Annotated in this window: 22 protein-coding genes; 7 read left to right on the top strand and 15 right to left on the bottom strand. The window is 60.9% G+C overall.

From position 1 onward, the window contains the following. Nucleotides 1-266 precede the first annotated feature (266 nt). From yjiA to BMZ10_RS26975, 3 genes are all read right to left on the bottom strand, one after another. Complete coding sequence (yjiA, locus tag BMZ10_RS26985) at nt 267-1,244, bottom strand: GTPase (RefSeq protein WP_093469795.1); 978 nt, start codon at nt 1,242-1,244, stop codon at nt 267-269. 148 nt (nt 1,245-1,392) lie between these two features. Beyond that, on the bottom strand, nt 1,393-1,590 hold the full coding sequence (locus BMZ10_RS26980; protein WP_081566497.1) for a YbdD/YjiX family protein: 198 nt from the start codon (nt 1,588-1,590) through the stop codon (nt 1,393-1,395). A gap of 26 nt (nt 1,591-1,616) precedes the next feature. Further along, nucleotides 1,617-3,686: a carbon starvation CstA family protein gene (locus BMZ10_RS26975; RefSeq protein WP_093469793.1), complete on the bottom strand. Its 2,070-nt coding sequence runs from the start codon at nt 3,684-3,686 to the stop codon at nt 1,617-1,619. 150 nt (nt 3,687-3,836) lie between these two features. On the opposite strand from BMZ10_RS26975, the gene BMZ10_RS26970 reads away from it, so the two are divergent. Beyond that, entirely contained in the window at nt 3,837-4,205 is a 369-nt protein-coding gene (locus BMZ10_RS26970; protein WP_093469791.1) for a PilZ domain-containing protein, read from the top strand. A 134-nt stretch (nt 4,206-4,339) separates the two neighbouring features. On the opposite strand, the gene radA is transcribed toward BMZ10_RS26970, so the two are convergent. Then, the gene (gene radA / locus BMZ10_RS26965; RefSeq protein WP_093469789.1) at nt 4,340-5,710 is read right to left on the bottom strand and encodes a DNA repair protein RadA; all 1,371 of its coding nucleotides are present in this window, start codon (nt 5,708-5,710) and stop codon (nt 4,340-4,342) included. Nucleotides 5,711-5,907: 197 nt separating this feature from the next. Here radA and mscL point away from each other — a divergent pair, with 197 nt between their 5' ends. Further along, complete coding sequence (gene mscL / locus BMZ10_RS26960; protein WP_093469787.1) at nt 5,908-6,357, top strand: large-conductance mechanosensitive channel protein MscL; 450 nt, start codon at nt 5,908-5,910, stop codon at nt 6,355-6,357. A 162-nt stretch (nt 6,358-6,519) separates the two neighbouring features. On the opposite strand, the gene BMZ10_RS26955 is transcribed toward mscL, so the two are convergent. After that, nucleotides 6,520-7,296 carry a ferredoxin--NADP reductase gene (locus BMZ10_RS26955; RefSeq protein ID WP_093469785.1) on the bottom strand — a complete coding sequence of 259 codons (777 nt, stop codon included), beginning with the start codon at nt 7,294-7,296 and terminating at the stop codon, nt 6,520-6,522. 322 nt (nt 7,297-7,618) lie between these two features. On the opposite strand from BMZ10_RS26955, the gene BMZ10_RS26950 reads away from it, so the two are divergent. Together BMZ10_RS26950 and BMZ10_RS26945 are read left to right on the top strand one after the other, a co-directional pair. After that, on the top strand, nt 7,619-7,864 hold the full coding sequence (locus BMZ10_RS26950) for a helix-turn-helix domain-containing protein (RefSeq protein ID WP_093469783.1): 246 nt from the start codon (nt 7,619-7,621) through the stop codon (nt 7,862-7,864). A gap of 146 nt (nt 7,865-8,010) precedes the next feature. Beyond that, entirely contained in the window at nt 8,011-9,135 is a 1,125-nt protein-coding gene (locus tag BMZ10_RS26945; RefSeq protein ID WP_093469781.1) for a methyltransferase, read from the top strand. Between the two features lie 91 nt (nt 9,136-9,226). Here the strand turns inward: BMZ10_RS26945 and BMZ10_RS26940 are convergent, their stop codons facing one another. From BMZ10_RS26940 to BMZ10_RS26905, 8 genes are all read right to left on the bottom strand, one after another. After that, nucleotides 9,227-9,409 carry a DUF2474 domain-containing protein gene (locus tag BMZ10_RS26940; protein ID WP_093469779.1) on the bottom strand — a complete coding sequence of 61 codons (183 nt, stop codon included), beginning with the start codon at nt 9,407-9,409 and terminating at the stop codon, nt 9,227-9,229. Between the two features lie 58 nt (nt 9,410-9,467). Beyond that, entirely contained in the window at nt 9,468-10,475 is a 1,008-nt protein-coding gene (gene cydB / locus BMZ10_RS26935; RefSeq protein ID WP_093469777.1) for a cytochrome d ubiquinol oxidase subunit II, read from the bottom strand. Nucleotides 10,476-10,478: 3 nt separating this feature from the next. Then, nucleotides 10,479-11,918 (bottom strand): cytochrome ubiquinol oxidase subunit I, encoded by a 1,440-nt coding sequence (locus BMZ10_RS26930; protein WP_093469775.1) that lies wholly within the window; start codon nt 11,916-11,918, stop codon nt 10,479-10,481. A 403-nt stretch (nt 11,919-12,321) separates the two neighbouring features. After that, nucleotides 12,322-13,251, bottom strand: a complete 930-nt coding sequence (locus tag BMZ10_RS26925) for an alpha/beta hydrolase (protein WP_256214608.1) — start codon at nt 13,249-13,251, stop codon at nt 12,322-12,324. Between the two features lie 133 nt (nt 13,252-13,384). Further along, on the bottom strand, nt 13,385-14,326 hold the full coding sequence (gene choX, locus BMZ10_RS26920; RefSeq protein WP_093469771.1) for a choline ABC transporter substrate-binding protein: 942 nt from the start codon (nt 14,324-14,326) through the stop codon (nt 13,385-13,387). A gap of 291 nt (nt 14,327-14,617) precedes the next feature. Next, nucleotides 14,618-16,825, bottom strand: a complete 2,208-nt coding sequence (locus BMZ10_RS26915) for a xanthine dehydrogenase family protein molybdopterin-binding subunit (protein WP_093469829.1) — start codon at nt 16,823-16,825, stop codon at nt 14,618-14,620. An 11-nt stretch (nt 16,826-16,836) separates the two neighbouring features. After that, nucleotides 16,837-17,823 carry an FAD binding domain-containing protein gene (locus tag BMZ10_RS26910; RefSeq protein ID WP_093469769.1) on the bottom strand — a complete coding sequence of 329 codons (987 nt, stop codon included), beginning with the start codon at nt 17,821-17,823 and terminating at the stop codon, nt 16,837-16,839. After that, the gene (locus tag BMZ10_RS26905; RefSeq protein ID WP_093469767.1) at nt 17,820-18,344 is read right to left on the bottom strand and encodes a (2Fe-2S)-binding protein; all 525 of its coding nucleotides are present in this window, start codon (nt 18,342-18,344) and stop codon (nt 17,820-17,822) included. Before BMZ10_RS26905 ends, BMZ10_RS26910 begins: the two co-directional genes overlap by 4 nt. Before the next feature lie 509 nt (nt 18,345-18,853). On the opposite strand from BMZ10_RS26905, the gene BMZ10_RS26900 reads away from it, so the two are divergent. The 3 genes from BMZ10_RS26900 to BMZ10_RS26890 all read left to right on the top strand — a co-directional run bounded on the left by BMZ10_RS26900 (nt 18,854) and on the right by BMZ10_RS26890 (nt 22,892). After that, nucleotides 18,854-20,146, top strand: coding sequence for an NCS2 family permease (locus tag BMZ10_RS26900; RefSeq protein ID WP_093469765.1), 1,293 nt, complete (start codon nt 18,854-18,856; stop codon nt 20,144-20,146). Further along, entirely contained in the window at nt 20,143-21,228 is a 1,086-nt protein-coding gene (gene trmA, locus BMZ10_RS26895) for a tRNA (uridine(54)-C5)-methyltransferase TrmA (protein ID WP_093469763.1), read from the top strand. Before BMZ10_RS26900 ends, trmA begins: the two co-directional genes overlap by 4 nt. 371 nt (nt 21,229-21,599) lie before the next feature. Next, complete coding sequence (locus BMZ10_RS26890) at nt 21,600-22,892, top strand: MFS transporter (RefSeq protein ID WP_093469761.1); 1,293 nt, start codon at nt 21,600-21,602, stop codon at nt 22,890-22,892. 134 nt (nt 22,893-23,026) lie between these two features. On the opposite strand, the gene araD1 is transcribed toward BMZ10_RS26890, so the two are convergent. Both araD1 and BMZ10_RS26880 read right to left on the bottom strand, forming a co-directional pair. After that, nucleotides 23,027-24,022 carry an AraD1 family protein gene (araD1, locus tag BMZ10_RS26885; RefSeq protein ID WP_093469827.1) on the bottom strand — a complete coding sequence of 332 codons (996 nt, stop codon included), beginning with the start codon at nt 24,020-24,022 and terminating at the stop codon, nt 23,027-23,029. Between the two features lie 136 nt (nt 24,023-24,158). Continuing rightward, on the bottom strand, nt 24,159-25,334 hold the full coding sequence (locus BMZ10_RS26880) for an L-rhamnonate dehydratase (protein ID WP_093469759.1): 1,176 nt from the start codon (nt 25,332-25,334) through the stop codon (nt 24,159-24,161). Between the last annotated feature and the right edge of the window lie 20 nt (nt 25,335-25,354).

Below are 25,354 nucleotides of genomic sequence, written 5' to 3'. Positions count from 1 at the left end.
TTCTGCGCTCGACACAAATCCCTTGTAGGAGCGCGGCTTGTCCCGCGATCTGGCACGCAGCGGCAGCAGAATGGGATGACGCGGTGCATCAGGCAGACCGCATGTGCAGGTTTTACGACGGCTGCGTCGCCGATCGCGGGACAAGCCACGCTCCCACAGGTAGTGCGTTTGACACAAAACCTGGCAACGTCACAAATCCCTTGCAGGAGCATCATGTCTTCGCGAGCAAGCGCGCTCGTGCAAGGTTACGCAGTGCGCATGAGGGCTCAGCCAGCCGCCACTTTGGCAAACCCTTCTCGTATCTTTTCTTCCGGCAAGTCATCGGCAATGAACACGATCACGCTTTCGCGCTGTTCATCGGGCGCCCACTCCACGTCGAAGTCGAAGCCATACAGTTTCAGCACGCCCTGAAACACCAGCTTGCGGTCTTCGCCCGCGATGTTGAGGACGCCCTTGTAGCGCAGCAATTGCTTGCCGTGGTCTTCCAGCAGCGTGTTCATGAATTCGCTGAGTTTGTCGATATCCAGCGCCTTGTCGCTGCGCAGGACCAGGCTGCTGATGCGGTCGATCGATCGGCCCGCTGGCGACGCCGGACGCAACACCATGCCCCCGACGTCGGCATTGAGGTTGAACCCACGCACGTCCAGCAGTTCGGCCAGATCGATCTTGCCATGCTCGACCACGCGTATCGGCGCGCGGCGGTTGATCCGTGTCAGGCGCTCGCTCAAGGCAGTGAACGCGGCCTCGTCTACCAGATCGGTCTTGCTCACGAGCAGGCGGTCGGCAAATCCGATCTGCGCCTGGGCGATGGTTTGTTCCAGATGAGTGTCGGCATGGGCCGCGTCGACGAGCGTGATGATGCCGTCGAGGATGTAGCGCTCGCGAAGCTCTTCATCGATGAAGAAAGTCTGGGCAACAGGCGCCGGATCGGCCAGCCCGGTGCATTCGATCACCAGCCGGTCGAAGAAAATAGCGCCGCTGTCCAGCCGCTCCAGCAGCAGAACCAGTGCCTTGGTGAGATCGGTGTGGATGGTGCAGCACACGCAGCCGTTGGACAGGGTCATCACTTGCACGGGCTCATCGCCGAGCAATTGGGTGTCGACGCCCGCGTCGCTGAATTCGTTTTCGATCACGGCGATCTTCAAGCCGTGCTCTTCCTTGAGCAGGTGACGCAGCAACGTGGTCTTGCCTGCGCCGAGAAAACCACTCAGCACCGTGACGGGAATGGGTTGCGAAACGGTCATGCCGACTCCTGCTTTTAGATGCGTGCCGACGCACGCTTGTGGGCGCGAATTCGTTCCCGCAGCGTCGGCACAGACAATAAAGTATCCAAATGAAAACGCGCCACGACAAGCGTGGCGCGTCAGTCAAACGTGTCGATAGCCTAAGCCATCAACAGCACTTGGGCCCACCCTTGCCACCGTAGCGTGCGTCCTGACGTTCGCGAAAGAACGCTTCGTACGACATCACCGGCTTGTCCGGGTGTTTGTTCTGCATGTGCTCGACGTAATTGTCGTAGTCAGGCATCCCGACCATCAGACGCGCGGCCTGGCCGAGGTACTTACCCAGACGACTCAGATCATTGAACATACGCAGCTCCTCGCCTCACAGCGCACTCAGTGGGTTTTCGGGAAGGCCTGGAATGGCGCTTCCTTGTCGGTACGCTCTTTCTTGACCCATGCCGCGCGACCCACTTTGATTGCGTAGAACAGGATGCTCAGCACCACGAACAGGAACAGCGTGGTGAGTGCCGCGTTGGTGTAGGCGTTGAAGATCACGTGCTGCATCTGTTCCATGCTCTTGGCAGGCGCCAGCACCTGACCGGCATCCGCCGCCGCGCTGTACTTCTTCGCCAGCGCCAGAAAGCCCACCGCCGGGTTGGAATCGAACAGCTTGATAAAGCCTGCGGTCACGGTGCAGATCAGCAGCCACGACGCGGGCAGAATGGTCACCCATGCATACTGCTGGCGCTTCATCTTGATCAGCACGACCGTTGCCAGCATCAAGGCGATCCCGGCGAGCATCTGGTTGGAGATGCCGAACAGCGGCCACAACGTGTTAATGCCGCCCAGCGGATCGATCACGCCCTGGTACAGCAGGTAACCCCACAAGGCGACGCAACCACCGGTGCCGATGGCGTTGGCGGTCCAGGACTCAGTGCGTTTCAGCGCGGGCACGAAGCTGCCGAGCAGGTCCTGCAGCATAAAACGACCGGCGCGGGTACCAGCGTCAACGGCGGTCAGGATGAACAGCGCTTCGAACAGAATCGCGAAGTGATACCAGAACGCCATGGTGTTCTGGCCGGGGAAAGCCTGATGGAGGATCTGCGCGATACCCACAGCCAGCGTTGGCGCACCACCGGCACGGGCCAGGATGGTGTTCTCACCGATGTCCTTGGCCGTCGCAACCAACTGATCCGGGGTGATCACGAAGCCCCAACTGCTGACCATCTGCGCGACCGCGTTGACGTCCGTGCCAACGATGGCCGCCGGGCTGTTCATCGCGAAGTACACACCGGGCTCGATGACCGACGCGGCCACCATGGCCATGATCGCCACGAACGATTCCATCAGCATGCCGCCGTAACCGATGTAGCGCGCGTTGACTTCGTTATCCAGCAGTTTTGGCGTGGTGCCCGACGAGATCAGGGCGTGGAAGCCCGACACCGCACCGCAGGCAATGGTGATGAACAGGAATGGGAACAGCGTGCCCTTCCAGACCGGGCCGGAACCGTCGGTGAACTGGGTCAACGCCGGCATTTTCAGCTCGGGCGCGAGGATCAGAATGCCGATCGCCAAGGCAATGATGGTGCCGATCTTCAGGAAGGTGGACAGGTAATCACGGGGCGCCAGCACCAGCCAGACGGGCAGCATGGCGGCGACGAAGCCATAACCGACCAGCATCCAGGTGATCTGCACGCCAGTGAAAGTGAACAGCGGCGCCCATTCAGGGCTGGCCGCGACCTGACCGCCGATCCAGATCGACAGCAGCAACAGCACCACGCCGACCACAGAGATTTCGCCAATGCGACCCGGGCGGATGTAGCGCATGTAAATGCCCATGAACATCGCGATCGGGATGGTCGCCATGACCGTGAACATGCCCCACGGGCTTTCGGCCAGGGCCTTGACCACGATCAGTGCCAGCACCGCGAGGATGATGATCATGATCAGGAAGCAGCCGAACAGCGCGATGGTACCGGGAATTCGACCCATTTCTTCGCGGACCATGTCGCCCAGCGACCGGCCGTTACGGCGAGTGGACAGGAACAGGATCATGAAGTCCTGCACCGCACCGGCCAGCACCACGCCGGCAATCAGCCAGAGCGTGCCGGGCAGGTAGCCCATTTGCGCGGCAAGCACCGGACCGACCAGCGGGCCCGCGCCAGCGATGGCAGCAAAGTGGTGACCGAAGAGGATGTGCTTATTGGTGGGAACGTAATCGAGCCCGTCGTTGTTAAGCACCGCGGGCGTGGCCCGGGTCGGGTCGAGTTGCATGACACGTGTTGCGATGAACAGGCTGTAGTAGCGATAGGCGACCAGATAAATGGCCACCGCAGCCACCACGATCCAGAGTGCGTTGATCGCCTCCCCGCGACGCAATGCAACTACCCCCAGGGCCCAGGCCCCAAGAATCGCAACAATCAGCCAGGGCACATGGCGCAGCAGACTATTATTATTTTTCATTTTTTATTTCCAGCTGAGTGGACTTATTTGGAGCAGCAAAAAGAGTTTAGCGCTGCTGAAGCGAAAGGCCACCCCCCACGATGGTCTGACGCCGGTTTTGTCCTATAGTCAACTCAGCTATGGCCAAGCACGCACTGGAGAAGTCGGCTTATGACAGCATCCCATGAAGACCGTCGGCGCTTTAAACGCATTTCGTTTGACGCCAGGACTGAACTGACCCAAGGCGATAAAAGCTGGCCCGTTCACTTGATCGATCTCTCGCTAAAAGGCCTGCTGATCGAGCGGCCTTCGCCCTGGCTTGGCGACCCGGACCAATCATTCATTGTGGACATCCACCTGAACGTCGATATCGATGTGCAGATGGAAGTGCGCCTGACCCACGACGACCATAATCATCTGGGCTTCGTGTGCGAGCACATCGGACTGGATTCGGTCACCCATTTGCGTCGGCTGATCGAGCTGAATCTGGCCGATCACGACGAGCTGGAGCGAGAGTTGGCGGCGTTGATCGAGGTGTGACTGCAGGCCGAAATCCAGTCCTCTGCAGGAGCGCTTGCCTGCGATGCGATGGCGGACCCGACCTTTGATTGCCGGTGCACGAATGTTTTCGCCAGCAAGCGCGCTTCTACGATGTTTTTGCCGCTCCCTCCGAATTACTCCTCGAACAACGCATCCAGCGCCTGATCCAGTCGCGTCACGCCAATCACGGTCAGGCCCTGCGGCGACTCTTTCGGCGCATTGCCTTTGGGCACGATCGCCCGTTTAAAGCCGTGCTTGGCCGCTTCCTTGAGGCGTTCCTGCCCACTGGGCACCGGACGGACTTCGCCTGACAGCCCCACCTCGCCGAACACCAGCAGATCCCCCGGCAGGGCGCGGTTGCGCAGGCTGGACATGACGGCCGCCATCAACGCAAGGTCAGAGGCAGTCTCCAGCACTTTCACCCCGCCCACCACGTTGAGGAACACGTCCTGATCATGGGTCGGAATGCCGCCGTGCCGGTGCAGAACCGCCAACAGCATCGCCAGCCGGTTTTGATCAAGGCCCAGCGTGACGCGGCGCGGGTTGGACAAATGGCTGTCATCGACGAGCGCCTGGACTTCTACCAACATGGGCCGCGTGCCTTCCCACGTTGCCATGACCACGCTGCCGGCGACTTCCTCCTGCGCCCGGGTGAGAAAGATCGCCGAGGGATTCGAGACTTCTTTCAGACCTCTGTCGGTCATGCCGAAGACGCCAAGCTCGTTGACCGCGCCGAAACGGTTCTTCACTGCGCGCAACAGGCGCAGGCGACCGTCTGACTCGCCTTCGAAGTACAGCACGGTGTCGACCATGTGCTCCAGAACACGCGGGCCCGCCAGCGCACCTTCCTTGGTCACGTGGCCGACCAGAAAAATCGCCGTGCCGCTCTGTTTCGCGTAACGCACCAGCAACGCCGCGCTTTCCCGAACCTGCGACACGCCGCCGGGGGCCGATTGCAATTGTTCGGTGAAGATGGTCTGGATCGAGTCGATCACCATGACTTTGGGCTGCTCGACGCGCGCGGTCGCGATGATGGTTTCGATGCAGGTCTCGGTCATCACGCGCAACTTGTCCTGGGGCAGCCCGAGGCGCCGGGCGCGCATGGCAACCTGCTGCTGCGATTCTTCGCCGGTCACGTACAACGCAGGCATGCGCTCGGCAATGGCGCACAGGGTCTGCAACAGAATCGTCGATTTGCCGATGCCCGGATCGCCGCCGATCAGCACCACCGAGCCATCGACCAGACCGCCGCCCAGCACACGGTCAAGTTCGGTCGAGTTGGTGGAGAACCGCGGTATTTCCTCGACACTGACCTCCGCCAGGGTCTTGATCTGCGCCTGCTGGCCGGTCCAGCCCGCGCGACCGCTCGGGGCCGCTGCCGTGCTGCTGTCGATGACTGTTTCGACCAGGGTATTCCAGGCGCCGCACTCACCACATTGCCCGGCCCATTTGGGAAAGGTCGCGCCGCACTCGGTGCAGCCATACATGCGCTTGGCCTTGGCCATGAAACCCCCGATGCGAAAAAAGGCAATGATACCCCATGGCTCAACACGCTGCGTCCAACACCGGTGCAGGCCGCCTTTTTGGGGAATTGGATAAAACTAACCGGGCATGAGCCGGTCGATTGGAGGGATTACGCGGGATGCGGATAGCTGACATACACTGCATCCACAACACTCATCTGTAACAAAGGAACACACCCATGAGCGTACTAAGCGAGTTCAAAGCCTTCGCCGTCAAAGGCAATGTGGTCGACATGGCCGTCGGTATCATCATTGGCGCGGCATTCGGCAAGATCGTTTCGTCGTTCGTCGGCGATGTAATCATGCCGCCCCTGGGGCTGCTGATCGGCGGCGTGGACTTCAGCGATCTGGCCGTGACCCTGCGCGCTGCCGAAGGCAATGCCCCCGCTGTGGTCCTGGCCTACGGCAAGTTCATCCAGACCGTGGTCGATTTCATCATTGTCGCGTTCGCGATCTTCATGGGCGTCAAGGCGATCAACCGTCTGAAACGCGAAGAGGCCAAGGCTCCGACGCTGCCGCCGACTCCCAGCAAAGAGGAAGTGCTGCTGGGCGAGATCCGCGACCTGCTCAAGGAGCAGAACAACAAACCCGCCGCGCCGATTCAGGTGACGCCAGACCGGTTGGTCTAAGCAAAGCGCCTGGCCATAGCCCGCGCGGCTTGGCGTGAAATTCTGGGAAGGAATTCATTCGCGGTGCCGGCCCATCAGACGCCAGGTCTTTAGCTGGATGTAACGGCGTCTGGTGAATGAATGTGCTTCCACCGCGACGGTATCCGCCAACTGATACCTGCCCTACCAATAATTCTCCACTGCGATCTGCCCCGGCTTGCGGGTCAATGCCAGCCGCATGTCGCGGGCCTTCAGCACTGCGCGGGTGTCTTCGATCATCTGCGGATTGCCGCAGATCATCACGCGCGAATGTTCCGGGCCAAGCGCTACCCCGGCGGCCTGTTCCAGCTCACCGTTTTCAATCAATGTCGTGATGCGACCATGCAGCGCGCCGGGAAGCTCTTCGCGAGTGACGGTCGCGATGAACCGGAACTTGTGCGCGTATTCGGCCAGATAGTCGCGCTGGGTCAGCTCAGCGATCAGTTGCTGATACGCCAGCTCCTTCGCCTCACGAACGCTGTACACCAGAATGATCCGCTCGAATTTTTCCCACACTTCGAAGTTCTGAAGTATCGACAGGAACGGGGCCACGCCCGTCCCGGTGGACAACATCCAGAGATCGCGGCCATCGGTAAATCGATCCAGCGTCAGATACCCGACCGGCTGTTTTTCCACCATCAGCGTGTCGCCTTTTCGCAGCCTGCTCAGCTCGCTGGTGAACTCGCCGCCCGGTACGACAATGGAGAAAAACTCAAGAAACTCATCGAACGGCGAAGAGACGACTGAGTACGCCCGCCATACCGTGCTGCCGTCGGCTTTGGTCACGCCCAGTCGTGCGAATTGTCCGGCGGTGAAGCGGAAACCGGCATCCCGCGTCGTACGAAAGGTAAACAGACTTGGCGTCAGCGGGGTAACGTCCAGCAGCGTTTGCCGGGTGAATTTCTCTGCACTGGCAGTCATGAGGGCGCTCCTGGCTCCTGTCATTCCAAACGGACGTCCAGTTTCCCGCAAACCGACGCGGATAAACACCGCAGGTTTGTAGTGGTATCACGAAGCGCCCGCCTCGCTTTTAAGATTGTTTGGCTATTGGGGCTATCGCGCCAAGCTCTCAGCAGCCTGGCGTACGTCGTAACCCGTTGATTCGATGAGGGGTCGCTGGAGCGAGTCGGACAGGTCAACATGGCCCGGCGCCAGACTGCGATGGATGCGTGTATCGCGTCCTTATTTTCTTCCTAGACTTTGATCACATGGACGAAAGCGCGATCCGGCCTGGAGGCTGATGATGGAAGACATGATGGCTGCAACCTCGCGCATGGAGGTCGTGAGTGCTGAGCACGACGGCCTCACCGTACGAGAAGTCGAAGTACTGAAATGGTCCGCCGAAGGCAAGACAGCAGCGGAAGTCGCGATGATTCTGGAGTTGAAAACCCGCACCGTGAACTATCACATTGGCCGCGCGATTCAAAAGTTCGGCGTTGCCAACAAGACCTGCGCAGTGGTGAAAGCAGCCCGCAGAGGGCTGTTTTGAGGCACACGGCCCCGACTGGAAAAACCTCGGATACGAACGCACAGAAAACACGTAAAATCGGCGCTTTTCGCGAGCCCGATCACTGCGGCGCTTACGTGACCCACGCCGATTTCTGATTGCGTCCTCAACGATGGATTTTCCCGCTCATGCCCCTGCTTACCACGCCCTTTGCCCAGCTTGACCTGATCCGCCAGCCGGAGCAGTCGGACGAGCCTTTGCAGGCTTTCGATGCCGCTGACGAATACTTGCTCAATCATGTGGCCGAACATGGGCTGACGCTTCAGACCCGCGTGCTGGTGCTCAATGACAATTTCGGCGCACTGGCCGCCAGTCTGGCGCCCCACGCGGCGGTGTTCAGCAGCACCGACTCGTTTCTGGGCGTGCAGGCGCTCGAGAAGAATCTTGTGCGCAACGATCAGGCCTACGATGCCGTGCCGGTGATTCCTGCGAGCGAACCGCTGCAGGGGCCCTTCGACTGGGTATTGATCCGCGTCCCGAAAACCCTTGCCCTCCTCGAGGAGCAATTGATTCGTCTGCAAGGCCAGCTGGCGCCGAACGCCAAAGTGGTCGCGGCAGGCATGATCAAACACCTGCCGCGCTCGGCGGGCGAGCTGATGGAGGAATACATCGGGCCGGTGCAGGCCTCGCTTGCGGTGAAGAAGGCGCGGCTGCTGTTCTGCACACCACAAGACAAGCCAGCCCAGACTTCGCCCTTCCCCACCCGTTATACGCTGGACGATCCGAAGATCGTTCTGATCAACCACGCCAACGTCTTCTGCCGCGATGGTCTGGACATCGGCACCCGTGCGTTTCTGCCCCACTTGCCTAAAAACCTGGGATCGGCGCGTGTGGCTGACCTGGGCTGCGGCAACGGTGTGCTCGCGATCGCAAGCGCGCTGGCTAACCCGGACGCCCATTACACGCTGGTGGACGAGTCGTTCATGGCCGTGCAATCGGCCCGGGAGAACTGGGACCTCGCGCTGGGTGAGCGACCTGCGGTGATCCGGGCCGCCGACGGCCTGGCGGGCCAGGAAACCGATTCGCTCGATGTGGTGCTGTGCAATCCACCCTTCCATCAACAGCAGGTCGTAGGCGACTTCCTTGCCTGGCGGATGTTCCAGCAAGCGCGCTCGGCGCTGGTGACCGGGGGATCGCTGTACATCGTCGGCAACCGGCATCTGGGTTATCACAGCAAACTGGCACGGCTGTTCAGGGGTGTCGAGCAAGTGGCGGCGACGCCCAAGTTCGTCATTCTCAAAGCGCGCAAGTAATCTCGACTGCGGGCACAGCGTCCGGTCAGGCGGATGAATGGCCAGCCAACAAAAAACCCGCCGAAGCGGGTTTTTATTGCGCAAGCGGCGCTCAGTGAGTCTTCATCCCGGCAGCCGTCATGAACATGCGCAGCAGGCTGGCGACGATGAACAGCGCGAAGACGCTCCCGGCCCAGATGATCGCCAGCCAGCCCAGTCGCTTCCACAGCGGCGTGTTCTTGGCGGGGTCTTCTTCATGGGCAGGTTTATCGTGGAAAGATTCTTTGCCAGACATCACAGGACCCTCGTCTCAAATTCCGCGCCGGTGCAGCACGCATCGGCGCGGACCGTACTCAGTGGTAGCCGTCTTCGTGGGTCACCTTGCCGCGGAACACGTAGTAGCTCCAGAAGGTGTAACCCAGGATGAACGGGATGATGAACAACGTACCGACCAGAATGAAGCCCTGGCTTTGAGGCGGCGATGCGGCGTCCCAGATCGAGATCGACGGCGGCACGATGTTCGGCCACAGGCTGATGCCCAGACCGCTGTAACCGAGGAAGACCAGCACCAGCGTCAACAGGAACGGCGTGTAATGCGCGTTGCGTGCCACCGCTTTGAACAGGCCGTACAGGGTCACCAGCACCAGCGCCGGAACCGGCATGAACCAGAACAGGTTCGGGATGCTGAACCAGCGATCGGCGATGTCCTGATGCGCCAGTGGCGTCCACAGGCTGACGATCGCCATCACGACCAGCAGAACGATCGCCAGCGGCCGCGCCAGGTCGTGCATGGCCTTCTGCAGATCGCCTTCGGTCTTCATGATCAGCCAGGTGCAGCCCAGCAGCGCGTACGCCACGATCAGTGCCAGACCGCAGAACAGCGAGAACGGCGTCAGCCAGTCCAGTCCGCCGCCGGCATAGGCCCGGTTCACCACCGGAATGCCGTCGATGAATGCCCCCAGCGCCACGCCCTGGAAGAACGTCGCCACCAGCGAGCCGCCGATGAACGCCTTATCCCACAAATGACGCTTGGCATCAGTGGCCTTGAAGCGGAACTCGAAGGCCACGCCACGGAAAATCAGGCCAATGAGCATGAAAATCAACGGCAGATACAGCGCCTCGAGGACGACCGAATACGCCAGCGGGAACGCGCCGAACAGGCCCGCGCCACCCAGCACCAGCCAGGTTTCGTTGCCGTCCCAGACAGGCGCCACGGTGTTCATCATCACGTCACGGTCGGTTTTGTCCTTCATGAACGGAAAGAGAATTCCGATCCCGAGGTCGAAGCCATCCATGATGACGTACATCATGATGCCGAAGATGATGATCACGGCCCAGATCAGTGGAAGATCGATACCCATGGCTCAGTTCCCCTCACGCAGGCTGGAAGGTTCGCCTTCGCCGTCGCCTTCATGGGCGGCGGAGAGAGGGCGTGCGGGTGTGCGTTTCTGGCCAGGCCCGCCATGTGGCGTATCTTCGCCTTCATGGGTTTTCGGCCCTTTGCGCACCAGACGCATCATGTAGCCGAAGCCTGTACCGAACAGCGCGAAGTACACCACCACGAACAGCACGAGGGTCAGACTCATTTGCCCGACGCTGTGGTTGGACGATGCATCGGCGGTGCGCATCAGGCCGTAGACGACCCATGGCTGACGCCCGATTTCAGTGGTGAACCAGCCTGCGAGCAGCGCGATCAGGCCGGACGGGCCCATGCACATCACCAGCCTCAGGAACAGCCGGTTGCTGTATAACCCGCCGCGCCAGCGCAGCCAGGCGCTCCAAAGACCGACGGCAATCATCAGCATGCCGAGGCCAGCCATGACCCGGAACGACCAGAAAATGATGGTCGAATTAGGACGGTCTTCAGGTGGAAACGACTTGAGCGCCGGAATCTGTTTATCCAGGCTGTGGGTCAGGATCAGGCTGCCCAGATAAGGAACCTCGATTGCGTACTTGGTCCTTTCCTCTTTCATGTCCGGAATGCCGAACAGGATCAGCGGGGTCGGTTCGTCACCGACGTTTTCCCAGTGCCCTTCAATGGCCGCAATCTTGGCCGGCTGATGTTCCAGAGTGTTCAGACCGTGAGCGTCGCCGACCATTGCCTGAATCGGCGCGACGATCAGCGCCATCCACATGGCCATCGACAACATGCGACGAATGGCCGGGTTGTCGCGGCCGCGCAATAAATGCCATGCCGCCGAAGCGCCGACGAAGAAAGCAGTGGCGACGAACGCGGCAATTGCCATGTGCGCCAGGCGGTAAGGGAACGACGGGTTGAAGATGACGGCCAGCCAGTCCACCGGCACGACGCGACCATCGACAATGTCGAAGCCCTGAGGCGTCTGCATCCAGCTGTTGGAGGCCAGAATCCAGAACGTCGAGATCAACGTGCCGACCGCGACCATCGCGGTGGAAAAGAAGTGCAGCCCACGTCCCACGCGGTTCCAGCCGAACAGCATGACACCCAGGAATCCCGCTTCCAGGAAGAAGGCGGTCAGCACCTCATAGGTCAGCAACGGGCCGGTGATCGCCCCGGCAAAATCGGAGAACCGACTCCAGTTGGTGCCGAATTCATACGCCATGACCAGCCCGGAAACCACGCCCATCCCGAAGTTCACGGCAAATATCTTGGACCAGAAATGGTAGAGGTCCCGGTAGGTATCGTCGTGGGTTTTCAGCCACAGGCCTTCGAGCACCGCGAGAAAGCTCGCCAGACCGATGGTGATGGCAGGGAAAAGGATGTGAAATGAAACAGTGAATGCGAACTGAATTCGGGCGAGATCGAGTGCCTCTAAACCGAACATAGGTCTTCCTCTATCAGGTGAAACCGGCTTCAGACCTCGGGGCCTGCAGCATCTGCCCCCACGGATTTATTGAGTGCGACATTGTGCGTTTGTTCTTTTTAGTTCGCGCTCAGGTTGTCGACGCGGGAGTTGTGTCAAGCGGCCCGGTCAATCAATCCGTGTAAAGACATTGATTCAGGTCAACCGACCCTCAAAGAGTAGTCTCATTTTGTCACATGCTCCGCGTGGTCTTTTGTCGCGTGGCGAGTTGCCTCACCCTCAGATGCAGAGCAGTTCGCGCGTGACCGGATCAGTTGAGTGTCCCGGCGGGCTTGGGCGGCGCCGAGAATCAGAGCAGCCGCGCGCAGCGGGCTATCTCGCCGGGCATCCGGCGGCAGTGAGCCGTCTTCGCCGGAGTGATTGCTTACAACGGCGAACGGATGAACCCCAGCAACGCCGAGACAAGTCGCCGGTAGAGAGCGTCGACCTCGGGCGCCAGTCCCTTCGCCCGCAAGCTGCCGTGCACCAGCCCCGATCCCGCATCGAATTCAGTCGTGACGCCCGCTTCGCGCAAAGCACGCTCGTAGCAGACACCGTCGTCGCGAAGCGGATCGAATTGGGCGACCGCGATAAATGCCGGCGCCAGACCGCGGAAGTCGGTAGCCTGGAGCGGTCGGGCGTACGACGAATGCTCGCCTTCCTTCATGTAGAGCTGGTCATAAAACGCCAGCTCGGAGGTGCTGAGCAGTGGCGCGTCAGAACATTCCGTCCGCGAGGGCAGATTATCGGCGCCACCCAGCGCGGGATAAATCAGGGCTTGTCCCACCGGCTGTCGGTCGCCGGCGTCACGCAACGCCAGACAGACGGCGGCTGCAAGATTGCCGCCCGCGCTGTCACCGGCAATGGCCACCCGACGCGGATCGATATCCAGCCGTTGGGCCTGAATCTGCACCGCATGCCAGACTGCCAGGCAATCGCCGAAACCGGCCGGAAACGGATGCTCCGGCGCCAGACGGTAATCCACAGCAATCACCACCGCATTGAGATCGGCCGCCAGTGCGGCAGTCAAGAAGTCATGGGAATCAAGATCGCCCACCACCCAGCCACCACCATGCAGGAAAACCACGCATGGCGCCGGATGCTCGGGGGAAAGAAGATGCGGCCGATAGCTGCGCACGGGCACGCCAGCCAGGGTGAAATCCCGGACCTCCAATCCTTCCGGACGCACCGGGGTGAAGGCCTCGCACATGCGCGAGTAAGAACGGCGCTGGTCATCGAAATCAGGCGAGTCGCTGCTCAAGCTCAGCGTTCGCGCAATGAAGTCAGCCATGGCGGGTGAAAGTCGGTAGGACATGACAGCACTCCCCTCAGCGTTGAACTGCTCATCCCGCAGCCGACAAACGCACGAAGCAGTCAGGCCTCTCAGCGGTCGTCACCAGGGACGCTGCCGACAGGCCGGACTGCCAGGTGATCAGCCTGTCCGCCGCTTATTTATTAACGGCCACCTGTACGGCAGCTGCTGCATCCTTTCCGTCAAACGTAGTGACGCCATCGAGCCAGCGGCGCATGTCGTCCGGATGATCCTTGAGCCACTGTCTGGCAACATCGTTCGGCGCCTTGCGGTCCATGATCGGCACCATCATCTGACTCTCCTGCGCCGCCGTGAATTTCAGATTGCTCATCAGTTTACTGACGTTCGGGCAACGGGTCGCATAGTCCGGGGCGGTCACCACCGACACGGTTGCGGCGCCTTCGTGCGGGCCGAACACGTCATCGCTGCCGGTCAGGTAGGCGATTTTCATGTTGATGTTCATCGGGTGCGGGGTCCAGCCGACGAAAACCACCCATTCGTTACGCTTGATCGCACGTTGAACCGCAGCGAGCATGCCGGCCTCGCCGGATTCGACCAGCTGGAAACCGCCGAGGCCGAACTGATTTTTCTCGATCATGCCCTTGATGTTGGCGTTCGCGCCGGTGCCGGGCTCAATGCCGTAAATCTTGCCACCGAGCTTGTCCTTGAATTTGGCAATGTCGGCGAATGTTTTCAGCCCGCCTGCGGCCACGTAATCGGGCACGGCAAGCGTTGCCTGGGCATCGCTCATGCTCGGGGCGTCGAGGACTTTCACCTGATTGGCGGCCAGGAACGGCGCGATGTTCTTGTCCATCGCCGGTTTCCAGTAACCCAGGAACACGTCGAGACGATCATCACGCAAGCCGCCGAAAACGATCTGTTGGGCCGCGCTGGTCTGTTTGACGTCGTAACCCATGTTTTGCAGCAAGACCTCGGCGACGGCGCTGGTGGCGACCACGTCGGTCCAGTTGACCACGCCCATGCGCACACTCTGGCACTTGGCTGGCTCCGCCGCCAGCAACACAGTGCTGCTCAGCATCAACACACCGCAACTGATGTGACGAATAAATCTCTTCATGCGTGCTCCTCGGGTCGGCTCGTTATTTTATTCAGCTCTTTGCGGCAGTTTTAAGGCTTCAAGACCCACGGCAATTCGAATGCTGCCGCGTAGATGCAAATTACGCAGCAGCCCCTTGCATGAAGCGCACCAGCGCGACCTGTGCTTGCACTGGGGCGACATTGAATGAGTAGCGATGATGAGCAAATTGCAGGATTTGCATCCGCCGCGCTCGCGCGCATCAGGCTTCCCTCGATAAGCCTGATGCGTTGCAGACGCGGGTGGGATGCGTACCTGTATAAGGCGCTGCGGTTAAAGCACTTTATCCAGGGTAATCGGGAACTCCCGAACCCGCTTGCCAGTAGCGTGGAAGATGGCATTGGCGATCGCGGCAGCCACACCGACGATGCCGATTTCGCCGACACCTTTTGAGCCGAGGTCGTTGACGATGCTGTCATTTTCCTCGACGAACACCACATCGATGTCGCCAATGTCGGCGTTCACCGGGATGTGATATTCAGCCAGGCTGTGGTTCATGACGCGCCCCAGATTGTGATCGGTCTGGGACTCTTCCTGCAGGGCCTGACTGATGCCCCACACTACGCCACCGAGTATCTGGCTGCGCGCCATCTTCGGATTGACGACCCTTCCCGCCGCCACTGCACTGACCACGCGGTTGACCTGAACGGAGCCCAGGTCTTCATCGACTCGTACCTCGACGAACACCGCCGAATGGGTCGCCGTCGCGTAGCCTTCGCGTTTCTCATCCGGTTCGCAGTCGATCTGAACGTCGAGCACGTCGTGCGAAGAGTCCCTGACGATGTCGGCGTAGGAAAAGCGCTGGTCGTCGATATGCAGATAGCCGTCGCCAAAGCCCACGTCCTTTATGTCCACGACAGCGTATTGCGGGTTGGCCATGCGCACGGCATCGAGCAGCTTGGCGCGCAGTGCATGGCAGGCCTGCTGGACGGCAGTCCCTACAGACGAGACCGTGAAAGATCCCCCTTGAAGCGGCGCCGTCGGCAACGAGGAATCACCCAGGACGAAAGTGACGTTCTGCGGCATCACGCCTGCGGCTTCGGCCGCGATCTGCGTCATGACCGTGTAGGTACCCGTCCCGATGTCGGTGGTCGCACTGCTGACGGTCAGTTTGCCGTCGCTGTCGATGCTGGCCTTGGCACTGGCCTTCATCTGCATGGCTTCCCACACACCGCCCGCCATGCCCCAACCGACCAGCTGGCGACCTTCGCGCATGCTCCGAGGCTCCGGATTACGCTTGCTCCAGCCGAATCGTTCAGCGCCCTGCTCATAACAGGCGCGCAGCTCTTTGCTGGAGTACGGCTTGTCTTCATTGCCGTTGCGCTCGGCGAAATTGACCACGCGCAGTTGCACCGGATCGATGCCCGCTGCGCAGGCAAGCTCGTCCATGGCGCACTCCAGCCCGATCATGCCCGACGCAGCGCCCGGCGCGCGCATGTCCAGCGGCGTATAGACGTCCAGCGGCGCCAGTTTGTAAGTCAGCTGCACGTTGTCGCACTGGTAGAGCATTCCGCTCCACTCCACCACGTGCTCAGTGAAATCCTCGAACCGCGACGTCTGGCCGATCACGTCGTGTCCGACAGCGACCAGTTTGCCGTCCGCCGATGCACCCAGGCGCAGGCGCTGCAAGGTATTGGGGCGGTAGCCGAAGGTGAACATCTGCTGGCGCGTGAGCGTCACGCGCACTGAACGCTTCAGGTGCAAAGCGGCCATTACGGCCAGCGGCAACTGATATTGGGGACGCAAGCCGGAACCGAATGCGCCGCCGACAAACGCTGCAAAGATCCGGATCTTGTCCTTGCCCAGGCCGAATACCTTGTGCAGATAGTCCTGACAGTTCTGGGGGCCTTGGGTCTTGTCATGGATTTCCAGGCAGTCGTCGTCACGGTACAGCACGGTGGACGCGTGCGGCTCCATCGGGTTGTGGTGTTCGTTCGGCGTGGTGTAGTGGGCGTCCATGGTCACCGCCGCGCTGGCGAAGCCGGCCTGGAAATCGCCTCGCGGCTTCGGCGTCTCGGCCGGCGCGGTGTGGGCCGTTTCCTTTACAGCAGTGAGATTGGTCTCGTGACCATCGACCTGGTATTCGATTCGCACAAGCGACCCGGCGTAGCGAGCGAGCTCGAGCGTATCGGCGACCACCAGCGCCAGAGGCTGGCCGCTGTAGAGCACGCGGTCGTTATAAAACGGTCGGAAGGGCGAGCCTTCGGCCGAGTCGGCGTCGGTGTAATCCTCATCGTAGCTGGCGATGTGGGGACGATTGGTGTGGTCGAGAACCGCTACCACGCCCGGCACCTGCATCGCTGCGGAAGTGTCGATGCTGACGATCCGTCCGCTGGCGATGGTGCTGGACACCACGCTTGCGTACAACAGGCCCAGTTCCTGGTATTCGCCGGCGTAACGTGCCTGTCCGGTGACTTTCAGCAGACCGTCGACGCGGTCCATCGGTTGCCCGAGCGACGGCGTGGTGCCAGGTGGAGACATTTTTGCGTTCATCAGGATTGCCCTCCCACAGCGGCATCGCTCAAGGCGCGCACAATTGCGCGACGCGCCAGCTTGATCTTGAAAGCGTTGTGCGCAAGCGGCTGAGCATCACGCAGCATGGCATCGGCCACCGCGACGAAATTCTCGCGGGACACCGGCTTGCCCACCAACAGCTGCTCGACTGCTTTGTCGCGCCACGGCTTGTGCGCAACGCCGCCCAATGCCAGACGCGCATCGCTTACCACATCGCCATCCAGCTCCAGCGCGGCGGCGACAGAAACCAGCGCGAAGGCATAGGATGCGCGGTCGCGGATCTTCAGGTAATGACTGTGCCGGGTGAACCTTGCCGGTGGCAGCTCAATGGCGGTGATCAGCTCATCGTCGGCCAGTTGGTTGTCGCGCTGCGGTGTGTCCTCGGGCAGACGATGGAAATCGGCGAATTCGATGGTGCGTTTGCCAGCGCGGCCCTCGACGTGAACCACGGCTTCCAGCGCCGCCAGCGCCACGCACATATCCGAAGGATGGGTGGCGACGCATTCGGCGCTGGCGCCAAGGATTGCGTGAATCCGGTTCAAGCCGTCTTTGGCGGGACAACCGCTGCCTGGCTCACGTTTGTTGCAGGGCACGCTTGCGTCGTAGAAGTAGTAGCAGCGGGTGCGCTGCAAGAGGTTGCCGCCAGTGCTTGCCATGTTGCGCAACTGCGGCGACGCGCCAGCCAGGATCGCCTGGGACAGCAACGGGTAACGTTGCTCGATCAAGGGATGCCACGCGAGGTCGGCATTGCTGACCAACGCGCCAATCATCAATCCGCCGCTGCCCGTCTCGCGCACTTCCTTGAGCGGCAGCCCGGTGATGTCGATCAGATGCTCGGGGCGAGCGATGTTTTCCTTCATCAGATCAAGAAGGTTCGTCCCTCCCGCGATGAAACGGCTGGCCGGGCCTGCGAGATTGATCGCTTGGCTGACATCTTCCGGCTTGCTGTAGCTGAACGGATTCATTGACCACGCCCTCCCTGGTCCGGCGCCGCGCTCATCTGCGGCAACACCTCTTCGACCGCCGCGCGAATGTTGCTGTAGGCCCCGCATCGGCACAGATTGCCGCTCATCAGTTCCTTGATTTCATCATCAGTGCGCGCCCGACCTTCATTGGCCAGGCCCACGGCCGAGCAGATCTGACCCGGTGTGCAATAGCCGCACTGAAATGCGTCATGCTTGATGAAGGCTTGCTGCATCGGGTGCAGCACATCGCCGCTGGCCAGACCTTCGACAGTGGTCAGCTCGGCGCCATCGCACATCACCGCCAGTGTCAGGCAGGCATTGATGCGTTTGCCATCGCGCAACACGGTGCAAGCGCCGCATTGGCCGTGATCGCAGCCTTTTTTGGTGCCTACCAGATCCAGCTGATCACGCAGCAGGTCCAGCAGAGTGGTCCAGGGCTGCACTTCCAGTTGTCTGGTCTGGCCGTTCAATGTCAGGGCAATGGTGTGCTCTGCGAAGGCCTGTTGGTTCGTCGCGCTCATGGGAAACCTCACGGTAAGTACTCGTTCAGCGCAGTTGATAGCCATGTGATGCTCTGCGTCTTAAGGGGTACGACTTGCGGGTTTTGGCAAACGTTCACGGTTTGTGATGAGCGTGCGGGATCACGGGCGGCCGGCTTACTGCGGGTATGGGCTGACTCCAGCCTCGGTGGGTGCGTGCTTGCTCGGGAAGACGTCAGTTCATCCGGCATGGCTCTATCTGCGGCAAATCCGTACCCCGCACGGAATGTGGGAGGTCGGCATGGGTAAGAACATGCCCGCAGGTGAAAAATCGCTTTGCGCGCCCGGATCCTGCACCTTGAGACTGCAATCGGGGCAGGTACGCCTGGCTCTTGAAGACCGATCAACGCCAGCAGCCTTTCCCGGGGGACGCTGGTATGATGCGCCGCTTTTTGCAAGTGGCAGAATTTGTGCAAGCCGTTTCGGCTAGCTGTGCTTTGCTGTTTTAGTCGATTACATAAATGACGCGGAGCGTCACCGGGGAGCCATACATGCTGGAGCGGCTGTTTCAACTCAATGCACATAACACCAATGTGCGCACCGAAATTCTGGCCGGGGTCACGACCTTTCTGGCCATGGCCTACATCCTGTTCGTGAACCCGAGCATTCTCGGCGAGACCGGCATGGACAAGGGCGCCATCTTCGTCGCCACCTGCCTGGCCGCCGCCATCGGTTCCACGGTCATGGGCCTGATCGCCAACTACCCGATCGCACTCGCGCCGGGCATGGGTCTGAACGCCTTCTTCACCTACACCGTCGTGCTGCACATGGGCCACACCTGGCAAGTGGCGCTGGGCGCGGTGTTCATTTCGGCGGTGATGTTCTTCCTGCTCTCGATCTTCCGGATCCGCGAATGGATCATCAACAGCATCCCGCTGCCCCTGCGTTCGGCGATCGCCGCCGGTATCGGCCTTTTCCTGGCACTGATCGCGCTGCACAACGCCGAAATCGTGGTCAGCAATCCGGCGACCATGGTCGGTCTGGGCGACCTGGCCAAACCGGCACCGATCCTCGCCGCGCTCGGTTTCGCACTGATCGTGGCGCTGGACGCCCTGAAAGTGCGCGGCGCGGTGCTGATCGGCATTCTCGCCGTCACCGTGATTTCCATCGTGCTGGGTTTCTCGCCTTTCGGCGGTGTGATTTCGATGCCGCCATCGCTGGCACCGACCTTCCTGCAGCTGGACATTCCTGGCGCGCTGAACATCGGTCTGGTGAGCGTGATCTTCTCGTTCCTGTTCGTTGACCTTTTCGATAACTCGGGGACCCTCATCGGCGTCGCCAAGCGCGCGGGGCTGATGGGCAAGGACGGTCATATGCCGAAAATGGGCCGTGCCCTGATCGCCGACAGCACCGCCGCCATGGCTGGTTCACTGCTGGGCACATCGACCACCACCAGTTACATCGAATCGGCGGCCGGCGTCAGTGCCGGTGGCCGTACCGGTCTGACAGCCATCGTGGTCGCCGTGCTGTTCCTGCTGGCGCTGTTTTTCGCACCGTTGGCGGGCAGCGTTCCGGCGTTCGCCACGGCGCCTGCGCTGTTGTTCGTTGCAGTGCTGATGACCTCGGGCCTGGCTGAAATCAACTGGGACGACATCACCGAAGCCGCGCCGGTGGTCATCACCGCGCTGGCGATGCCGTTCACTTATTCCATCGCCAACGGCATCGCCTTTGGTTTCATTTCCTGGACAGTGATCAAGCTGTTGTCGGGACGCGGCCGTGAGCTGAATTCGGCGCTGGTCGTGCTGTCGATCTTGTTCGTGATCAAGCTGGGCTTTTATCCATGAGTTCTACGTTCGACCCTTCGAGCTACACCCTTCAGCTCGATGAAAAAGCCGACCGTCTGCGTGAGTTGCTGGCGCCGTTCGACGCGCCGCAACCCCAGGTGTTCGATTCGCCGCGCGAGCATTACCGCCTGCGCGCTGAGTTCCGCCTGTGGCGCGACGACGGCAAGCGGCACTATGCGATGTTCGCTCCGGGCGACAAGCACACGCCGATCCTGATCAACGATTTCCCGATTGCCAGCCAGCAGATCAACGCGCTGATGCCAGTGCTGCGCGATCGGTGGGAAGCCAGCAAGACGCTTAATCACAAGCTGTTCCAAGTGGATTTTCTGACCACGCTGGCGGGCGACGGCATGATCACGCTGTGCTACCACCGCCCGCTGGATGACGCCTGGAAGCTGGAGGCCGAACAATTGGCGGCGGAGCTCTGCGTCAGTGTGATCGGGCGCTCCAAGGGCCAACGCCTGGTGGTCGGCCGCGACTACGTGACCGAAGAGCTGGAAGTCGCGGGCCGCACCTTCAGCTATCGCCAACCGGAAGGTGCGTTCACCCAGCCCAACGGCACCGTGAACCAAAAGATGCTGAGCTGGGCCTACGAAGCGCTGGGCCAGCGTGAAGATGACCTGCTGGAGTTGTATTGCGGCAACGGCAACTTCACCTTGCCGCTGGCCACACGGGTACGCAAAGTCCTCGCGACGGAAATCAGCAAGACGTCGGTCAATGCGGCGCTGAGCAATCTGGCGGACAACGCGGTGGACAACGTGACGCTGGTGCGTCTGTCCGCCGAAGAGCTGACCGAAGCGCTCAATGACGTGCGTCCATTCCGGCGCCTGGCAGGGGTCGATCTGAAAAGCTACGAGTTCGGCAGCGTTTTCGTCGATCCGCCTCGCGCAGGGATGAACCCCGATACCTGCGAGCTGACCCGACGGTTCGAGCGCATTCTGTATATCTCCTGCAACCCGGAAACCCTGGCCGCCAACATCGCTCAACTGCACGACACCCATCGGGTGAAGCGCTGCGCGCTGTTTGACCAGTTTCCGTATACGCACCACATGGAATCGGGCGTGTTGCTGGTACGGCGCTGATCTGCTTTTCCAGTTTCATATCCACATTGTGAGAACGAGTGAGTTCGCGATTGGCCGTGTCAGGTGTATTGATGTTCAAGGCACCGATGCCATCGCGAGCAATCTCACGCCTACAAGGTTTGTGTCTGTCCGGAGATCCGTATGGGAGTGAGCCTGCTCGCGACGGCTGATTTCCAGACGCTGCATCTCTAGAGCATTCACCGGCCTCTTCCCCGCTGAAGCCGGTCCTACAGCGTGGGGCCATGTCCTTGCGCTATGCACAGGCCTTATATCCCGCCGCTTTCGTCATTAAATTTCTGACAGTAAGCGGCACACATCCGCTTACAGGTGTATAACACTCGGCCGTCTTTCGATTTGATGGATGTCCTGCCTTGAGTTCCGAATCGCCTGCTCCAGCTTCAGAATCCTCCTCTGAAAGCGTCATCCGCCAGCCTGGCTTCTTCGCTTTTCTGACGGCCCGCCTCGCCGCCGTGTTCGCCATGCAGATCCAGGCCGTGGTTGTCGCCTGGCAGGTCTACGACATGACGCGCAGCCCGATTTCGCTGGCGTATGTCGGTCTTGCGCAGTTCATTCCCATGTTGCTGTTGCTCATGCCCGCAGGCGACCTGATCGACCGTTATGACCGCAAGCTGATTCTGACCATCAGTTGGAGCGTGCAGGCGTTTTGCAGCCTCATGCTGATGTTGTTCTCGGTGACGCACCATCAGGACACCCGCCTCATTTACGCCACGCTCGCCCTGTTCGGCTGCGCCCGGGCCTTTACCGGGCCCGCGCTGCAGAGCCTGTTGCCGCAGGTCGTGCCTCGGGAAAAACTGGCGTCGGCGATTGCCACCAACAGCATGATCATGCGCATCGCCACGATCGCCGGCCCTCTGGTGGGCGGCGGTTTGTATGCCGCCGGTGGCGGCGGGCTGACCTATACGGTGTGCATGGCCAGCTTCATTGCCGGCGTGCTGTTGCTGACTCGGGTACCGGTGTTGTACGCCGGGAAGAAGCAGACTCTCGAATCCACGGCGTGGAAACGCTTCACGGCCGGCATTGCGTTCATCCGCTCGCGTCCGATCATTCTCGGGACCATCTCGCTGGATCTGTTCGCCGTGCTGCTGGGCGGCGTGGTGGCGCTGCTGCCGATCTACGCGCACGAAGTCCTGCATCTGGGTCCGCAGGGGCTCGGGGCCTTGCGCAGCGCGATGAGTCTGGGCGAAGTCGCGACCGGCTTGTACCTGAGCGTGCGGCCGTTCGACCGTCACGTCGGCATGGTCATGTTCATCGCGGTGGCGGTGTTCGGCCTGGCGAATCTGGTATTCGCGCTGTCCACGTTGTTCTGGCTGTCGCTGCTGGCGCTGATGATCGCCGGAGCAGCGGACATGGTCAGCGTGTACATCCGCTCGACGCTGGTGCAGTTCTCGACGCCCGATGACATGCGTGGCCGGGTCAACGCGGTGAACATGCTGTTTATCGGTTCTTCCAACGAACTGGGCGAATTCCGCGCCGGGAGCAGCGCAGCGCTCTGGGGGGCGGTGCCCGCGGCGGTGATTGGCGGGTTGTGCACGCTGGGCGTGGTGGGGACCTGGATGGTGGGCTTCAAAGCGTTGCGTCAGGTGAACCGCTTTGCGGATGCCTCGCCCGCCGAAGTCACTGAGAAACAGACTGCGCGAGTCTGACGGGACCAATGCGCACGACGGACACGCAGATCAAGGTGCAGCGCCTGACCCATTGATTCGCGAATCAACTCGCCCGGGACGCCGTCGATGCCGGCGCCCCGAATTACGTGGAATCAAGAGGCCCTTCGCCTCACTTATAGCGCCTTGATCTCACCTATTGCCACCGGGCGCGGGCCTTCGCCGATACCATTTTCAAGCGGCGCCCCAAACGCCTCCAGGCTAATCTGAAAGCGGTCTGCGGACTGCGTCTTCACGCCATCGGCGAATGACAGCGTGGCGGTGCCGAAGTAATGAATATGCACATCGCCAGGGCGCAGAAACTGCGCGTACTTGAAGTGGTGGTATTCAAGATTCGCCAGGCTATGGCACATGTTGTCTTCGCCGCTGAGAAACTCTTTCTCCCAGATCACCTCACCGTTACGGATGATGCGGCTCATGCCCGCCAGATGGCGGGGTAACTCACCGATGCGCAACTCGGGCCCGTACGCGCAGTAACGCAGCTTGGAGTGGGCGAGGTAGAGGTAGTTGCGCCGCTCCATGACGTGATCGGAGAACTCGTTGCCCAGCGCGTAGCCGAGTCGATACGGCTGACCGTCGTCACCGATGACGTACAGACCGGTCAGCTCAGGCTCCTCGCCCGCGTCTTCAGCGAACGGCGGCACCGGAAAGTCGCCGCCCGGACGCACGACGATGCTGCCGTCGCCCTTGTAGAACCATTCGGGCTGCGCGCCGATCTGGCCATGATCCGGCTTGCCGCCTTCGATGCCCCATTTGAAGATCTTCATGGTATCGGTCATACCGGCTTCGACCTGACCGTCATGCTGATGCATCTTGTCCCTGGCCGACGCGCTGCCCAGATGGGTCAGACCGGTGCCGCTGATCAGGCAGTGGGCAGGGTCTTCGTGATCCAGCGGTGGCAGGAGCCGGCCACTCTGCAGCAGCGGCGCGTAATCAGGACCCGGTTCGGTGCCGCGGCCTTGCACTTCAGCTTGCAGACTTCGCCGGCTGCGAATCGCCGCCAGGGCGAGTTCGCGAGTGCTGGTCGTGTTGCGGACGACATCGATCCGCGAGCCCTCGACAACGCCGACCTGGCGCTGTCCCTGTGGGTTTTCAAATTGAACCAGGCGCATGGTCTGAAACTCCGAAAAAGTGAGAACGATGTAAACCTGTGGGACGAACGCCACCCAAGCGTCGGATATGACGCCCTCTTCGCGAGCAAGCTCACGCCTACAGGTCTGCGTCGTCGTAATGGGCTAGCGATCGACATCACTCGATGATGTTGAACTCGCTCAGGTATTCGTCGGAGATTTCCAGGCCCAGGCCCGGCGTGTTGTCGTCCAGCTGGATGTAGCCGTTGACCGGCTGCGGCTCGCCTTTGAACACGTAGTAGAACAGCTCGTTGCCGACCTCGACGTCGAACACGGGGAAGAATTCGGCCATCGGCGACGCGGTGGTGGACATGGTCAGGTGGTAATTGTGCATCTGGCCCGCGTGCGGGATGACCGGCACCGACCAGGCTTCGGCCATGGCGTTGATCTTGCGCGCTGCGGTGATGCCTCCGACGCGGTTGGTGTCGTACTGAATCACGTCGACGGCGCGACGCTCAAGCATGTCTTTGAAGCCGTACGAGGTGAACTCATGCTCGCCGCCGGAGATCGGCATGATGCCCATCTTCTTCAGCTCGATGTACCCTTCGAGGTCGTCCGCAATCACCGGTTCTTCCAGCCAGCGCGGTTCGAACTCCGCGAGTTTAGGCAGCATGCGGCGCGCGTATTCCAGGGTCCAGCCCATGTAGCATTCCAGCATGATGTCGACGTCGGGGCCGGCCAGTTCGCGCAGCGCGCGGACTTGCTCGATGTTGCGGCGCATGCCGGCCGGGCCGTCCTTGGGTCCGTAGCCAAAGCGCATCTTCATCGCCGTGAAACCCTGACTCAGGTAGCCCTGCGCTTCCTCCAGGAAGAGGTCCAGGTTGTCATTGGCGTACAGCTTGGAGGCGTAGGTCCAGATCTTCTCTTTGGTCCGTCCGCCGAGCAGTTTGAAAACAGGCTTGTTCACGGCCTTGCCCATGATGTCCCAGATGGCGATGTCGATCGCCGAGATCGCCGCCATGCCAATGCCCTTGCGGCCCCAGGCATGGCTCTGGCGATACATTTTCTGCCAGATGTATTCGTTGTCGAACGGGTCTTCGCCAATGGCGATCGGCGCCATGTAGGTGTCGATGATTTCTTTCGCCACACGCGGCGCCAGCGCGCAGTTGCCAATGCCGACCAGGCCACTGTCGGTCTCGACTTCAACAACCAGCCAGCCGTGGAAACGGAACGAGCCCATGGCATCGCCGCGCTCGAACAGGATGTCGCTGGCGTTGGTGCAGAAGTGCGCCTGAGGTGGCACGACTTTGCCTTTCCATTCGAATACGCGGGTACGGATTGCTTTGATTTTCATGAGGAAGTCCTTGCCACTGC

Source organism: Pseudomonas sp. NFR16, from assembly GCF_900108875.1.
Classification (GTDB): domain Bacteria; phylum Pseudomonadota; class Gammaproteobacteria; order Pseudomonadales; family Pseudomonadaceae; genus Aquipseudomonas.
Note: the sequence above shows the minus strand (reverse complement) of the source record. Positions and strands in the feature narration are given on the sequence as shown.